Source organism: Stenotrophomonas sp. SMYL86, from assembly GCF_036320025.1.
Taxonomy (GTDB): domain Bacteria; phylum Pseudomonadota; class Gammaproteobacteria; order Xanthomonadales; family Xanthomonadaceae; genus Stenotrophomonas; species Stenotrophomonas maltophilia_A.
This window is the reverse complement of sequence record NZ_JAWIRU010000002.1, coordinates 244,346-258,429: the sequence shown is the minus strand read 5'-3', so window position 1 is coordinate 258,429 and position 14,084 is coordinate 244,346. Positions and strand designations below refer to the sequence as shown.

The 14,084-nt window shown below is 67.8% G+C and carries 14 protein-coding genes; 7 read left to right on the top strand and 7 right to left on the bottom strand.

Translation table 11 applies throughout. From position 1 onward, the window contains the following. Positions 1–31: 31 nt before the first annotated feature. The 3 genes from pheA to V3B64_RS03750 form a co-directional block, all read right to left on the bottom strand. Positions 32–1,231, bottom strand: coding sequence for a prephenate dehydratase (gene pheA / locus V3B64_RS03760; RefSeq protein WP_329913645.1), 1,200 nt, complete (start codon positions 1,229–1,231; stop codon positions 32–34). Positions 1,232–1,282: 51 nt separating this feature from the next. Next, on the bottom strand, positions 1,283–2,368 hold the full coding sequence (gene serC / locus V3B64_RS03755; protein ID WP_329893675.1) for a 3-phosphoserine/phosphohydroxythreonine transaminase: 1,086 nt from the start codon (positions 2,366–2,368) through the stop codon (positions 1,283–1,285). A 338-nt stretch (positions 2,369–2,706) separates the two neighbouring features. Beyond that, entirely contained in the window at positions 2,707–3,513 is an 807-nt protein-coding gene (locus tag V3B64_RS03750; protein ID WP_032127717.1) for an FHA domain-containing protein, read from the bottom strand. A 125-nt stretch (positions 3,514–3,638) separates the two neighbouring features. On the opposite strand from V3B64_RS03750, the gene V3B64_RS03745 reads away from it, so the two are divergent. From V3B64_RS03745 to V3B64_RS03735, 3 genes are all read left to right on the top strand, one after another. Continuing rightward, positions 3,639–3,914: a polyhydroxyalkanoic acid system family protein gene (locus V3B64_RS03745; protein WP_049399652.1), complete on the top strand. Its 276-nt coding sequence runs from the start codon at positions 3,639–3,641 to the stop codon at positions 3,912–3,914. 80 nt (positions 3,915–3,994) lie between these two features. Further along, entirely contained in the window at positions 3,995–4,486 is a 492-nt protein-coding gene (locus tag V3B64_RS03740) for a phasin family protein (RefSeq protein WP_329913644.1), read from the top strand. Between the two features lie 236 nt (positions 4,487–4,722). After that, positions 4,723–5,733 (top strand): restriction endonuclease, encoded by a 1,011-nt coding sequence (locus tag V3B64_RS03735; RefSeq protein ID WP_329913643.1) that lies wholly within the window; start codon positions 4,723–4,725, stop codon positions 5,731–5,733. A gap of 117 nt (positions 5,734–5,850) precedes the next feature. Here V3B64_RS03735 and V3B64_RS03730 read toward each other — a convergent pair whose 3' ends face one another. The 4 genes from V3B64_RS03730 to V3B64_RS03715 form a co-directional block, all read right to left on the bottom strand. Then, positions 5,851–6,243 carry a type II toxin-antitoxin system HicB family antitoxin gene (locus tag V3B64_RS03730; protein ID WP_049399649.1) on the bottom strand — a complete coding sequence of 131 codons (393 nt, stop codon included), beginning with the start codon at positions 6,241–6,243 and terminating at the stop codon, positions 5,851–5,853. Between the two features lie 8 nt (positions 6,244–6,251). Further along, positions 6,252–6,434 carry a type II toxin-antitoxin system HicA family toxin gene (locus V3B64_RS03725; protein WP_329913642.1) on the bottom strand — a complete coding sequence of 61 codons (183 nt, stop codon included), beginning with the start codon at positions 6,432–6,434 and terminating at the stop codon, positions 6,252–6,254. Positions 6,435–6,507: 73 nt separating this feature from the next. After that, positions 6,508–7,236, bottom strand: coding sequence for a histidine utilization repressor (gene hutC, locus V3B64_RS03720; protein WP_253144304.1), 729 nt, complete (start codon positions 7,234–7,236; stop codon positions 6,508–6,510). Between the two features lie 28 nt (positions 7,237–7,264). Further along, on the bottom strand, positions 7,265–8,635 hold the full coding sequence (locus V3B64_RS03715; RefSeq protein ID WP_329913641.1) for a formimidoylglutamate deiminase: 1,371 nt from the start codon (positions 8,633–8,635) through the stop codon (positions 7,265–7,267). Positions 8,636–8,702: 67 nt separating this feature from the next. Here V3B64_RS03715 and hutI point away from each other — a divergent pair, with 67 nt between their 5' ends. Genes hutI through hutU form a run of 4 tightly spaced genes read left to right on the top strand, consistent with a single transcriptional unit; the run spans position 8,703 to position 13,979 of the window. Then, entirely contained in the window at positions 8,703–9,926 is a 1,224-nt protein-coding gene (gene hutI / locus V3B64_RS03710; RefSeq protein WP_329913640.1) for an imidazolonepropionase, read from the top strand. Then, the gene (gene hutH, locus V3B64_RS03705; RefSeq protein ID WP_253144309.1) at positions 9,923–11,464 is read left to right on the top strand and encodes a histidine ammonia-lyase; all 1,542 of its coding nucleotides are present in this window, start codon (positions 9,923–9,925) and stop codon (positions 11,462–11,464) included. The genes hutI and hutH overlap by 4 nt, the downstream gene beginning before the upstream one ends. After that, a complete protein-coding gene (gene hutG, locus V3B64_RS03700; protein WP_329913639.1) occupies positions 11,461–12,315 on the top strand; it encodes an N-formylglutamate deformylase in 855 nt (284 codons plus the stop codon). Before hutH ends, hutG begins: the two co-directional genes overlap by 4 nt. Continuing rightward, complete coding sequence (gene hutU / locus V3B64_RS03695) at positions 12,312–13,979, top strand: urocanate hydratase (protein ID WP_329913638.1); 1,668 nt, start codon at positions 12,312–12,314, stop codon at positions 13,977–13,979. The genes hutG and hutU overlap by 4 nt, the downstream gene beginning before the upstream one ends. Positions 13,980–14,084 lie beyond the last annotated feature (105 nt).

Genomic DNA, 14,084 nt, shown 5'->3' with positions numbered 1-14,084 from the left:
GGGGCAGCGGCCGCAGCCGCCACAGCAGCACTCAGGGCACGGCCACCGGATAGGAACCCAGCACCTTGATCTGTGCCGAGTGCGCTTCCAGTTCGGCCAGCGCGGCCTGCATCGGCGCGTCGTCGATATGGCCGGCCAGGTCGATGAAGAAGCCGTATTCCCACTTGCCGTGGTGCGACGGGCGCGACTCGATGCGGTTCATGCTGATGCCGTGGCGGGCGAACGGGCTGAGCACGTCGAACAGCGCACCGGGCTTGTCATGGATGAACACCAGCACCGAGGTGCGGTCATGGCCGGAGGTCGGGAAGATGTTGCGGCCCACCACCAGGAATCGCGTGGTGTTGTCGGCATCGTTCTGGATCGGCTTGGTGACCACCTTCTTCAGGCCGTACACATGGCCGGCACTCTCGCCACCGATGGCCGCTGCGTCGTCGGCGTTGCGCGCACGGCGCGCACCTTCGGCATTGCTCGACACCGGAATTCTCTCGGCCTTCGGCAGGTTGGCGCGCAGCCAGGCCGAGGTCTGCATGAACGACTGCGGGTGCGCATAGATGCGCTCGATGTCCTCGATGCGGCCGCTGCGCGACATCAGGTACTGCTGCACACGCAGTTCCACTTCGCCACAGATCTTCAGGTTGGAGGTCAGGAACATGTCCAGGGTGATCTGGATGGTGCCCTGCCCGGAATTCTCCACTGGCACCACGCCGAAATCGGCGTTGCCCGCTTCCACTTCCTGAAACACTTCTTCGATGCTGGCCATCGGCAGGCCCAGCGCCGAGCGGCCGAAGTGCTTGAGCACGGCCTGCTGGCTGAAGGTGCCTTCCGGGCCGAGGTAGCCGATCTTCAGTGGCTCCTGCTGGGCCAGGCAGGCCGACATGATCTCGCGGTAGACGTGCACCAGCAGCTCATCGCTGAGCGGGCCTTCGTTACGGTCCACCACCATGCGCAGCACCTGCGCTTCGCGCTCGGGGCGGTAGTAGTCGACGGCGGCGGCAAGCTTGCCCTTGGCCTTGCCGACCTGGTGGGCGAAGCGCGCGCGCTCGGCGATCAGGCTCTGGATGTCGCGGTCGATCTGGTCGATCTTCGAGCGCACATCGGCCAGCGCCAGCGGCGCCAGGGTGGGTGCCGGGTTCGACGCGGCCTTGGCCTTGCCCTTCGCCTTGGTGGGCGCGCTGTCCTTGGCCGGTTCAGCCTTCTTCGGCGCCTTCTTGCTGGATTTGCTGCTTGCCATCGGAATTCCTTGTTGCGGGGCACGCACCCGACGGTGCGCGCCGTTCATTGCTCAACCGTGACGCTGCTGGAAATCGGCCATGAAGGCGACCAGCGCCTCGGCCCCGGCCAGCGGCATGGCGTTGTACAGCGAGGCGCGGATGCCACCCACCACCTTGTGGCCCTTCAGCGCCAGCAGGCCAGCGGCCTTGGCTTCGGCGACGAAGCGAGCATCAAGCTCGGCATCGGGGAGGAAGAACGGGATGTTCATCCGCGAACGGGCCGCGTGTGCGACCTCGTTGCGGTAGAAGCCGCCGGAGCCGTCGATGGCGCCGTACACCAGCGCTGCCTTGGCGGCATTGCGCTTGGCGAACTCGGCCACGCCGCCCTCGGCCAGCATCCACTTGAACACCAGGCCGGCCAGATACCAGTTCCAGGTCGGCGGGGTGTTGAGCATCGAGTCGCGAGCGACGTGCGAGCGGTAATCAAAGATGTCCGCACGCGGCTGGCCGCTGCGCTCGAGCAGATCGCGGCGGATGATCATCACCGCGATGCCGACCGGGCCCAGGTTCTTCTGCGCGCCGGCGTAGATCACGCCATAGCGGCGCACGTCCAGCGGCTCACTGGCGATGGACGAGCTGAAATCAGCGATCAGCGGGACGTTGCCGGTATCGGGCACATCACGGAATTCGATACCGTGGATGGTCTCGTTGGCGGTGATGTGCACGTAGGCGGCATCGGGCGACAGCTGCCAGCCGGCACGCGCCGGCAACTCGCGGTAGCCGTTGGCCTCGCTGCTGGCGGCAATGTTGACGTCGACGTAGACACCGGCCTGCTTGACCGCCGTCTTGCCCCAGTGGCCACTGACCACGTAATCGGCGCGCTGGCCCGGGGCGGCGAAGTTGAGCGGGATCAGCGCCTGCTGGGTGGTGGCACCACCGGACAGGAACAGCACCGCATAGTCTTCGGGGATATCGAGCAGGCGACGCAGGTCGGCCTCGGCCTCGGCGGCCACGGACATGAACTCCGCACCGCGATGGCTCATTTCCACGATCGAGGCACCGGTACCGTGCCAGTCCAGCATTTCCGCCTGCGCCTGGCGCAGGACCGATTCCGGCAAGGTCGCAGGGCCGGCACTGAAGTTGAACGCGCGCGTCATGTCACACCTGTGGGGCAAGACCCCTAGTATGCCGCAGTGCACCAGCCTTGCGGCCTTGTGCGGCAAGGGAAATTTGGTTTCATTGGAATCCATTGGCCAGCAGCATTGCCCCGGTAGTCGCCGACCTTGGTCGGCGTACGCCGTCAGGCGTCATGCCCACCGGAGAAGCGTGCCGACCAAGGTCGACACCTACCAGAGCGGATCCAGCGGACTCAGGCCAGGAGCAATGCCCCGGTAGTCGCCGACCTTGGTCGGCGTACGCCGTCAGGCGTCATCCCCGCCGAAGGAGCGTGCCGACCAAGGTTGGCACCTACCAGAGCGGATACGGCCGGTTCAGATCAGCGCGCGCCGAACCAGAGCAGCAGACTGAGCAGTGCGGCCAGCAGCAGCGCACTCACCAGCAGCCACGGCCAGCGCCGGACCTTGCGCGGCGCGGCCGGCAGCACCGGCGCCTGCTCGGCGTCCTGGCTGGACTCGTCTTCATCCGGCAGCGGGCGCCGGCGCGGGTCATGCGGCACTTCCAGCACGAACCGATGCTGGCCATCGAACACCACCTGGTCGCCGGCCTGCAGCCAGCAGTGGCGCACGGCCACGCCGTTGACCCGTGTGCCATCGGCACTGCCCAGGTCACGCAGCAGCACGCGTTCGCCATGCACTTCCACGCGGGCGTGCTGTTCGGCGAAGGCCGGCTCATTGATCTCGATGTCAGCGTCGCCACCGCGGCCGATCAGGCGGGACCGCGACAGCGTGAAGCTGCGGCCATGGTGCAGGCCACCGACACCGCGCAGCAGGCGCTGCTGCTCATTGGTGCCGTCACCGCTGTTCGGTGCGGGGGCCTGCAGCAGGCTCTCCACCTCGCCCTGCAGGACCATTTCCACGCCGTCCACATACACCGCATCGCCCGCACGCAGCAGCGCCATGCGCCGCACCGGGCGACCGTTCACATGAATGCCGCGGATACCGTTGCCGACCTGCAGCCAGAGGCCGCGATCATCCACGCAGAACTGCGCCAGCAGCAGGGCACCATGGCCGGCGTCGCCGAGCCTCACACTGCCATTGGCCTGGCGCACGATGCGTTGCACCCCGGGCCGCAGCGGCTGGTCGGGCTGTTGTTGTTGGCTGAAGTGAACAAGCAGGTTCTGCACGCGGCGCAGCCTAGCAGGTTGGTCGCCAACGAAGAAGAACCCACGATGAGTGCTTGGCGCGAAGGCCCTCGATGCGCACAATGCTCGCCCTCATTGATCATCCCCGCTTTGCGCCAGGAGCCTGCATGTCCACCATCGATGTCCGCCACGCCCACGCCCTGCCCGATGCACAGGCGCGCGCCGCGATCGAACAGGTCGCCGCCAAGCTGTCCGAGCGCTTCGGCCTGAAGTCGTCCTGGACTGCCGACGTACTGAGTTTCTCCGGCAGCGGCGTGGACGGTGCGATCGAACTGCAGCCGGGCGCCGTGCGCGTCACGGCCAAGCTGGGCTTCCTGCTGTCGGCGATGAAGGGCATGGTCGAAGGCGAGATCCAGCGCGTTCTGAAGGAAAAGCTGGGCTGAACCCCGGCGGCGGCCATCACGGCCGTGCAACGCCAGCGCGCGCTACTCTCGGGGCAGGCCCAACTCCCACGGGAAGTGCGATGAACCACTACGAGAACGACGACCGCCGCAACGACGACGCCTCTTTCGGTGACCAGGCCGAGCGCTTCTCGCGCAAGCTGAGTGACTCGGCGCAGCAGGTCTGGTTGGCCGGCCTGGGCGCTCTTGGCCGTGCACAGGCCGAAGGCAGCCGCTTCTTCGACGGCCTGGTGAAGGAAGGCGAAGCCTGGGAAGCCCGCCGCCGTGAACGCAACGGCGAACAGGGCCCGGGCTGGCGCGACAACGTTGAAACGTCGCTGGACGAGGCCCGCGAGAAGGCTTCCGGCACCTGGAACAAGGTTGAAAAAGCGTTCGACGACCAGGTGCAGGGCGTACTCAAGCGCCTCCACGTGCCCACCGCCGACGAGGTGACTGCGCTGGAGGCGCGCATCGACGCACTGCATGCACGCCTGGCCAAGCTGGAGAATCGCGACGCCTCGGGCGCTGATGCACCTGCACCGGGCAGCCATCAGTCGCCAGGCAGCGTGCCCTGACCGACCATTGTTGCAATGCAATAAATTTTGATTGACAATCGCGAGCAACCCGCCAATCGCTTCGGCTGCCGTTTGTTCCCTCCCCTCACGGCTTCAGGATTGGCGGGTTTTTCGTGCCCGCGGTATTCCGAATTGCGTGCTCCATCACGCTTCCTGTCAGGAACCTCCTGACTCAGCGGCACGGCGCGACCTTTACACTGTCGCCTTCGCATTCGCCCCTTCCGCGCACCTCCTGCATGCTCCCTTGGATCCTGGCCCTGCTGTCGGCCCTGCTTACCTGTTCCCTGGCTGTTGTCTATCTGTGGTGGATCAAGCGGCGGCAGAAGGAGATGCAACTCGGCCTGCAGGCCCTGGCGGGCATGCACTGGCGCGAGTTCTCGGTACTGGTCAAGCGCATGCTGCGCGAGCAGCGCGGCCTGCGCGAACTGGATGACCCGGGCGAGGAATCCCGTGAGCCAAGCAGCGATTTCCTGCTCAGCGACGGCCCCAACAGCTGGCTGGTCTCGTGCAAGCACGGCTTGGCCTATCGCATCGGCACCGCCGCGGTGAACGAACTGGGCGCGGCCGCGCGCCTGGCCGGCGCCAAGGGCGGCGTGCTGCTGACCGAAGGCCGGATGGAACGCGACGGCCGCAGCGCCGCCGAAAAGCAGGCGGTCGAGGTGCTGGACGGCCCGCGCCTGTGGCCGTTGCTGCAGCCCTATCTACCGGCGGAAATCGAAACCCGTGTGCGCGCCAGCGCCCGCCATGAAGCCCTGCGCCGCATTGCTATAGCCACGCTCGCCGCGGTGACGCTGGGCCTGCTGGTGGGATTGAGCCTGCAAGGGCTGCATGTGCAGGACGCCCCGCCCGTTGCCGAGGTGGCGGTCGTCCCCGCGCCGGTCGCGCCTGCGGTTGAAGCGGCGCCCGAACCGGCGCCGGCCCCCGCCACCACGCCGCCGACCACGCTGCCTGCGCCGGCCACACCCTCAACCGATGCGCGCAGCAATCCCAACCCGGATGCCGCCACGCTGGAGCGCTTCCAGGCCGATCTGTCCCGTGCCTTGGCCGGCAAGCCCGGCATCGCCAGCGGTGTCTGGCTGACCCGGCAGACGCTGGCGATCAACCGCACCGGCGAGCTGGACGCGGTGTGGCCGCGGGTCTGCGAGGAAGTCCTGCACTACCCCGCCCTGCGCAACGTGCGCATCCAGCTCAACGCCCGCCCCGGCGTGGATGAGCCGGTGCGCTGGCGGCAGTGCGCCACGTATTGATTGGGGTGTCCGTAGATGCGTGGGTGCCCTTGTAGAGTCGAGCCACGCTCGACTCATCGCGCATCGCGCATCGCGCCAACAGCAGCCGAGCATGGCTCGGCTCTACATGGCGCCTGCTCAGCCCAATGCTGCGAGATGGGCGATGTAACTGGAGCGCGATTCACCTGCCGCTCTGGCCTGCGCATCCAGCCTCGCCAGGATCCGGCGTGGCAGGCTGATATTGACCCGCTCGATGGTGTCGTCCAGCAGGGCCGGATCAATGCAGATGTACGCAAGAATCCAACGGATGTCCTTGGATGCCTCGGCGGCGATTTTCTGTGGCGCGGAAGGTGTCGGAATCGAGCGCCCGTCATCCAGGGCCGCATCAATCCAGGCGAGCGCAGCCTCCTCGGCAGCGCTGAGCGCCTCCTCAAGCGTGTCGGCCGCCGAGAAGCACCCCGGCAGATCCGGAACGACCACACCCCACGCGGTGCGCTCATCGCCTGCCTCGATCAAGACTGGATATCGCATGGGCCCTCCTACGTCAGTCCTGCGAGCTTCCGCAACGCCTGCACCAGCCCTTTCCCCAGATCCTTCCTAGGGTGAGGCACGGTGATGATGTGAGGGTGCTGCGGGTGCACGAATACATGATGGGATTCGCGAATCCGGCGACAGGTCCAACCTGCCGCCTCCAGATCCCGGATGAGGTCCCTGCTCTTCATGCGGGGACGATACACATCGTACACACGCCCCGACAGAGTTCAAGGCGACAGCGTGTCCCGAGCGGGGTCGACCCTACCTTGCCCCAGGCGCAAAGCGCGCCACCAGGTCCCAGGCGTCGCCGAGGAACACCTGACGCACACGGGTGATCGGCTGTTCGCCGCGCCAGGTGAGGCGCTCGATCACCAAGCACGCGGTGCCGGGCTTCACCTCCAGCAGCTTGGCGGTGGCGGTATCCGCGCCCCAGGCACTGATGCGGTGCTGGGCACGGGTCCACGAGACGTTCTGCAGCAGCCAGCTGCCCGGCGCGGTGGTACTGAAATCGACCTCCAGCACCTCGGGCACGCCCACCGGGCTGATCAGGCGATGCTCCAGCGCCAGCGGGCGGCCGTCGGCCAGGTGCAGGCAGCGCATCGCCAGCAGCATTTCGCTGCCGGCCAGCTCGACTTCACCGGCATTGCCGGCATCTGCAAGGCGCAGGTCGCGCTGCAGCAGGCGATACGCGTACTGATGGCCACGCGAACCCACTTCCATCGCGATATCGGGAATCTCCAGCGCCACCTGCTCCAGGTGCGGGGGCTGCCGCGCCACGAACGAACCAGCGCGGCGGCGACGCTCGATCATGCCGCTCTCGGCCAGCGCGGTCAGCACCTTGTTCACGGTCATCCGCGAGCAGCCGTACTGCTCCATCAGCTCGTGTTCGTACGGAATACGGAAGCCCGGCGCCCACTCTCCGCTGAGGATGCGGCTTTCCAGATCGCTGCGGATACGCTGGTTGAGCGTGGCGGACTTGCTGGCCTTCACGTGATGGGGTCTCGGTGGCGGGAGGCGATCAGCCCAGCACGCCACGCAGGGCGGCAGCGAAGGCGGTGGTGATCGCCTCGCGCTGCAGGTGGCGGCCGTCGGCCACGCACTGGCGGCCATGACGCCAGACCGATCGCAGCGCGCCATTACGTGCGGCGAACACCCAGCTGTCAAGCCATGCGTCATCCTGCCGCGCCTGTAGCGCGGGGTGTGCGGCATCCAGCTCGACCAGGTCGGCACTGGCGCCCACCTGCAGCCCGACGGCCACGCCCAACGCCTGTGCACCGCCGTGCAGCGCACCCTCGAACAGGAAGCGGCCGGTGCTGCGGGTGGCATCCGGGGCCAGCACATTGCGCCCGCGCAGGGTCAGGCGCTGACCGTACTCGAGCAGGCGCAGTTCTTCGGCCGCGTCGATCAGCACATTGGAATCGGAGCCGACACCGAAGCGCCCACCCTCGCGCGCGAACGCCTGCATCGGGAACAGGCCGTCGCCAAGGTTGGCTTCGGTGATCGGGCACAGGCCGGCCACCGCCTGGCTGGCCACGATGGCGGCGCGCTCATCGTCGGTGATGTGGGTGGCATGCACCAGGCACCAGCGCGCATCCACCGGCGCATGGTCGTACAGCCACTGCACCGGGCGCTGGCCGCTCCAGGCCAGGCAGGCCTCCACCTCGCGCACCTGTTCGGCGATGTGGATGTGCACCGGGCCGTCGGTAAGCGGCAGCAAAGCACTCAATTCCTCGCCGGTGACTGCACGCAGGCTGTGCGGGGCAATGCCGAGCACCGCATCGGGCAGCGCGGCCAAAGACGGCTTCGCGGCGTCCAGCAGCTGCGCGAAGCCGTCCACGTCGTGGATCAGGCGTCGCTGCGCGGGGTTCGGTGCCGCTCCGCCGAAATCGGCATGCGCATAGAACACCGGCAGCAGGGTCAGCCCGATGCCGGTCTGGTCGGCCGCCGCCGCAATCCGCGCACTCATCTCGGCACGGTTGGCATACGGCCGGCCGTCAGCATCATGGTGCAGGTAGTGGAATTCGCCGACGCGGGTGAAGCCGCTTTCCAGCATTTCCATGTAGGCCTGTGCGGCGATGGCCTGCACCGCGTCCGGGCGCAGGTGGGCCAGGAAGCGGTACATCAGCTCGCGCCAACTCCAGAAGCTGTCACCGTCGCCGCCGCCGATCTCGGTCAGCCCGGCCATGCCGCGCTGGAAGGCGTGGCTGTGCAGGTTGGGCAGGCCCGGCACCAGGATGCCGACACGGGTATCACCCGCCTGCGCGCCCTGCCCCGTACTGATCGCCGCGATGCGGCCATCCTGTACCTGAAGGCGGACATCACGGGCCCAGCCGTCGGCCAGCAGGGCGTGGGCGGCATGGAAACTGTGCGGGGAACGCGAATCGGACATGGCTGGACAACCCGAAATGGACGCCTATATTGTATAGACATATAAGCACAGCCGCGTTGTGGATGCCATGCACGTCGATACCCTCTGGTCCAACGTTCACCTGATCACCCTCGATGGCGAGGGGCTGGGTGTCATCCGCGATGGCGTACTGGCCTGCGCCAACGGCCGCATCGTCCATGTCGGGCCAGCCGGCAGCGACGCCCACCTGCAGCCGACCACCCGCATCGACGGCGAAGGCCGCTGGATCTCGCCGGGCCTGATCGACTGCCACACCCACCTGGTCTACGCCGGCAACCGCGCCAACGAGTTCGAGCAGCGCCTGCAGGGCGTCAGCTATGCCGACATCGCCCGTGCCGGCGGCGGCATCGTCTCCACCGTGCGCGCCACCCGCGCCGCCACACCGGAACAGCTGGCCAGCGAAAGCCGGCCGCGCCTGCTGGCGATGCGCGCCGAGGGCGTGACCACCCTCGAGATCAAGTCCGGCTACGGCCTGACCCTGCCCGACGAACGCAAGCAGCTGCAGGTCGCGCGCGCGCTGGGCGAGGAATGCCGGGTCAACGTGGTGACCACCTTCCTCGGTGCACACGCGATTCCACCGGGCCGCCAAGCACAGGAATACACCGACGAGGTGTGCAACGTGATGATTCCGGCCATCGCCGCCGAAGGCTTGGCCGAAGCGGTGGATGTGTTCTGCGAGAACATCGCGTTCTCGCCGGCGCAGGCGCGGCAGGTCTTCGAAGCGGCACGCGCCAACGGGCTGGCAGTGAAGATCCACGCCGAGCAGCTGAGCAACCAGCATGGCGCCGAACTGGCCGCCAGCTTCGGTGCACTCTCGGCCGACCATATCGAACACCTGGACGATGCCGGCATCGCCGCGATGGCCGCTGCCGGCACCGTGGCGGTGCTGCTGCCCGGTGCCTTCTATTTCACCCGCGATACCACCCTTCCGCCGATTGCGGCGCTGCGCGCGGCCGGCGTGCCACTGGCGCTGGCCACCGACAGCAACCCCGGCACCTCGCCGCTGACCAGCCCACTGCTGGCGATGAACATGGGCGCCACCCTGTTCCGCCTGACCGTGGACGAGTGCATCGCCGGCTTCACCCGTGAAGCAGCGCGCGCTCTGGGCCATGGCGACCGCATCGGCCGCCTGGCCGTGGGCATGGACTGCGATCTGGCGATCTGGGACATCGACGCCCCCGCCGACCTGGTCTATCGCATTGGATTCAACCCGCTGCACGCGCGCGTGGTGCGCGGACAGCCCGACCTGCCTGCCTCCTGGAGCAACACATGAGCAACACCCTGGTTCTTCGCCCCGGCCATGTCACCCTCGCCCAGTGGCGGCAGGCCTATCGCGGTGCGCCGCTTGCACTGGACCCGGCCGCGCTGCCGGTGGTGCGTGCCAGTGCGGCGACCGTGGCTGCCATCGTCGCCAAGGGCGCGCCGGTCTATGGCATCAACACCGGCTTCGGCAAGCTGGCCAGCGTGCGCATCGAGCGCGAGGACCTGGCCACCCTGCAGCGGAACATCGTGCTCTCGCACGCTGCCGGTGTTGGCGAGCCGATGCCCGCCAGCGTGGTGCGCCTGATGATGGCGCTGAAGCTGGTCAGCCTGGCGCAGGGTGCTTCGGGCATCCGCGAGGAAACCCTGCTGCTGCTGGAAGCAATGCTGGTCAAGGGCGTGCTGCCGGTGGTGCCCGCACAGGGCTCGGTGGGTGCCTCGGGTGACCTGGCGCCGCTCTCGCACCTGGCCAGCGTGATGCTGGGCGTCGGCGAAGCCTTCATCGGTGACGAACGCCTACCGGCGGTCGACGCACTGGCACGTGTCGGCCTGCAACCGATCGAGCTGGGCGCGAAGGAAGGCCTGGCCCTGCTCAACGGCACCCAGTTCTCCACCGCCTATGCGCTGGCCGGCCTGTTCGAGATCGAAACCGTGTTCCAGGCCGCGCTGGTCACCGGCGCGCTGTCAGTGGAAGCGGCCAAGGGTTCCGACACGCCGTTCGACCCGCGCATCCACGCCATCCGCGGCCAGCGCGGGCAGATCGCCACCGCCGCCACCCTGCGCACGCTGATGCAGGGCTCGGACATCCGCGAATCGCACCGCGATAACGACGTGCGCGTGCAGGACCCGTACTGCCTGCGCTGCCAGCCGCAGGTGATGGGCGCGGCGCTGGACATCCTGCGCCAGGCCGCGACCACGCTGGAAATCGAAGCCAACGGCGTGTCCGACAATCCGCTGGTGTTCACCGACACCGGCGAAGCACTGTCCGGCGGCAACTTCCACGCCGAGCCGGTCGCCTTCGCCGCCGACATGCTGGCGATGGCGGTGTGCGAGATCGGTTCGATCAGCGAGCGCCGCCTGGCGATGCTGGTCGACCCGGCGCTGTCCGGCCTGCCGGCGTTCCTGACCCCACGCCCGGGCCTGAATTCCGGCTTCATGATTCCGCAGGTCACCGCCGCCGCGCTGGTCTCGGAAAACAAGCAGCGCGCCTACCCGGCCAGCGTCGATTCGATCCCGACCTCGGCCAATCAGGAAGACCATGTGTCGATGGCCGCACACGGTGCGCGCCGCCTGATGCAGATGGCCGAGAACGCCGCCAACGTGATCGGCATCGAGCTGCTGGCCGCTGCGCAGGGCTGCGACTTCCACGCGCCACTGCGCTCCAGCACCGCGCTGGAAGCCGTGCGCGCCACCCTGCGTGCACAGGTGCCGACGCTGGAAGAAGACCGCTACTTCCACCCGGACATGGTGACCGCCACCAACCTGGTGCGCAGTGGCGCGCTGGCGCAGGGCTTGGCCGGGCTTCTGCCAACCGTGGAACCGCAGGCATGAGTGCCCATCCCGAATGGCTGACGGTGCACGAAGGCGATGCCCCGTTGATCGTCAGCTTCCCGCATACGGGCAGCGAACTGCCGCACGACCTGATCGGCGACTACCACTCACCGTGGCTGGCCCGCCGCGATGCCGACTGGTGGGTGCACGAACTGTACGACTTCGTGCGCGGCATGGGCGCGACCACGGTGCGCTCGGCGATCTCACGTTCGGTGATCGATCTCAATCGTGATCCCAGCGGTGTGTCGCTGTACCCGGGCCAGAACACCACCGGCCTGTGCCCGCTGACCACCTTCGACAACCAGCCGCTGTACCACGCGGGCCGCGAACCGGATGACGTGGAAATTGCGCGCCGCCGCGACACGTATTTCCTGCCCTACCACGATGCGCTGGCTGCACAGATCACGCGCCTGCGCGCGAAGTTCGGCACTGTCGTGGTGTATGACGCGCACTCGATCCGCTCGCATATCCCGCACCTGTTCGACGGTGAACTGCCGCAGTTCAATCTCGGTACCGCCGGCCCCTCCGGCGCGCCGGACACCTCCTGCGACAACGCGTTGAGCGATGTGGTGGAGAACCTGCTGAAGATCAGTGGCATGAGCCAGGTGCGCAACGGCCGCTTCAAGGGCGGCTGGATCACCCGCCACTACAGCAACGTCGCCGGCGGCGTGCACAGCCTGCAGATGGAACTGGCCTGCCGCGGCTACATGCACGAACCCCTGCCGGACCAGGTGGACGAGCACAGCTGGCCCACCCCGCTCGACCCCGACCACGCCGCACCGCTGCGCCACACCCTGGCGCAGGTGCTCAACGCCTGCCTTGAATTCGCTACGAACCGGAGCGCCGCATGACCCGCAACGACCCGACCCGCACCATTGCCGCGCCCACCGGCACCACGCTCAACGCCAAGAGCTGGCTGACCGAAGCGCCGCTGCGCATGCTGATGAACAACCTGCACCCGGACGTGGCCGAACGGCCGCAGGAACTGGTGGTGTACGGCGGCATCGGCCGTGCCGCGCGCGACTGGGAGAGCTTCGATGCCATCGTCGAAACGCTCAAGCGCCTGGACGACGACCAGACCCTGCTGGTGCAGTCGGGCAAGCCGGTGGGCGTGTTCCGCACCCATGCCGATGCGCCGCGCGTGCTGATCGCCAATTCCAACCTGGTGCCGCGCTGGGCCAACTGGGACCACTTCAACGAGCTGGATAAGAAGGGCCTGGCCATGTATGGCCAGATGACCGCCGGCAGCTGGATCTACATCGGTGCGCAGGGCATCGTGCAGGGAACCTACGAGACCTTCGTGGAAATGGGTCGCCAGCATTTCGGTGGCGACCTGACCGGCAAGTGGCTGTTCACCGGCGGCCTGGGCGGCATGGGCGGCGCGCAGCCGCTGGCTGCCGTGATGGCCGGCGCCTCCTGCCTGGCCGTCGAATGCCGCAAGAGCAGCATCGACATGCGCCTGCGCACCGGCTACCTGGATACCTGGACCGACAACCTGGACGAAGCGCTGCGGCTGATCGATGAATCGTGCAAGGCCGGTACGCCGAAGTCGGTGGGCCTGCTCGGCAACGTCGCCGACGTACTGGCTGAACTGCTCAAGCGCGGCGTGAAGCCGGACCTGCTGACCGATCAGACCTCCGCGCACGACCCGGTGAACGGCTACCTGCCGCAGGGCTGGACGGTCGAGCAGTGGGATGAGAAGCGCGTTTCCGTCCCCAAGGAAGTGGAGAAGGCCGCGCGCGCGTCGATGGCCAACCACATCCGCGCCATGCTCGGCTTCCACGCGCTGGGCGTGCCGACCGTGGACTACGGCAACAACCTGCGGCAGATGGCGCTGGAAGAAGGCGTGGCCAATGCCTTCGATTTCCCGGGCTTCGTACCCGCCTACATCCGCCCGCTGTTCTGCCGTGGCATCGGCCCGTTCCGTTGGGCCGCACTGAGTGGTGACCCGGAAGACATCGCCAAGACCGATGCCAAGGTGAAGGAACTGATTCCGGACAACCCGCACCTGCACCGCTGGCTGGACATGGCTGCCGAGAAGATCAAGTTCCAGGGCCTGCCGGCGCGCATCTGCTGGGTCGGCCTGGGTGACCGCGATCGCCTCGGCCTGGCGTTCAACGAAATGGTCGCCAACGGTGAACTGAAGGCACCGGTGGTGATTGGTCGTGACCACCTGGACAGCGGCAGCGTGGCCTCGCCAAACCGCGAAACCGAAGCGATGGCCGACGGCTCCGATGCGGTGTCCGACTGGCCGCTGCTGAACGCCCTGCTCAACACCGCCAGCGGCGCGACCTGGGTGTCGCTGCACCACGGCGGTGGCGTCGGCATGGGCTTCTCGCAGCACGCCGGCATGGTGATCGTCTGCGACGGCACCGAGGCCGCAGCCAAGCGGATTGGCCGCGTGCTGTGGAACGACCCGGCCACCGGCGTGATGCGCCATGCCGATGCGGGCTATGAGATCGCGATCGACTGCGCGAAGGAAAAGGGGCTGGATCTGCCGGGCATCCTGGGCTGATCGCAGGGGTGCCGGGCCGGGGGGGGGGCGCCCCGGGGGGGGGGGGGGGGCGGGGGCGGGGGGGGGGGGGGCCGGGGGGGGGGGGGGGGGCGGGGGGGGGGGGGG

Excerpts from the sequence above, each read along its gene's own strand:
- pheA (WP_329913645.1), bottom strand. The coding sequence starts at position 1,231 with ATGGCAAGCAGCAAATCCAGCAAGAAGGCGCCGAAGAAGGCTGAACCG.
- serC (WP_329893675.1), bottom strand. The coding sequence starts at position 2,368 with ATGACGCGCGCGTTCAACTTCAGTGCCGGCCCTGCGACCTTGCCGGAA.
- V3B64_RS03745 (WP_049399652.1), top strand. The coding sequence starts at position 3,639 with ATGTCCACCATCGATGTCCGCCACGCCCACGCCCTGCCCGATGCACAG.
- V3B64_RS03740 (WP_329913644.1), top strand. The coding sequence starts at position 3,995 with ATGAACCACTACGAGAACGACGACCGCCGCAACGACGACGCCTCTTTC.
- V3B64_RS03735 (WP_329913643.1), top strand. The coding sequence starts at position 4,723 with ATGCTCCCTTGGATCCTGGCCCTGCTGTCGGCCCTGCTTACCTGTTCC.
- V3B64_RS03730 (WP_049399649.1), bottom strand. The coding sequence starts at position 6,243 with ATGCGATATCCAGTCTTGATCGAGGCAGGCGATGAGCGCACCGCGTGG.
- V3B64_RS03725 (WP_329913642.1), bottom strand. The coding sequence starts at position 6,434 with ATGAAGAGCAGGGACCTCATCCGGGATCTGGAGGCGGCAGGTTGGACC.
- V3B64_RS03715 (WP_329913641.1), bottom strand. The coding sequence starts at position 8,635 with ATGTCCGATTCGCGTTCCCCGCACAGTTTCCATGCCGCCCACGCCCTG.
- hutI (WP_329913640.1), top strand. The coding sequence starts at position 8,703 with ATGCACGTCGATACCCTCTGGTCCAACGTTCACCTGATCACCCTCGAT.
- hutH (WP_253144309.1), top strand. The coding sequence starts at position 9,923 with ATGAGCAACACCCTGGTTCTTCGCCCCGGCCATGTCACCCTCGCCCAG.
- hutG (WP_329913639.1), top strand. The coding sequence starts at position 11,461 with ATGAGTGCCCATCCCGAATGGCTGACGGTGCACGAAGGCGATGCCCCG.
- hutU (WP_329913638.1), top strand. The coding sequence starts at position 12,312 with ATGACCCGCAACGACCCGACCCGCACCATTGCCGCGCCCACCGGCACC.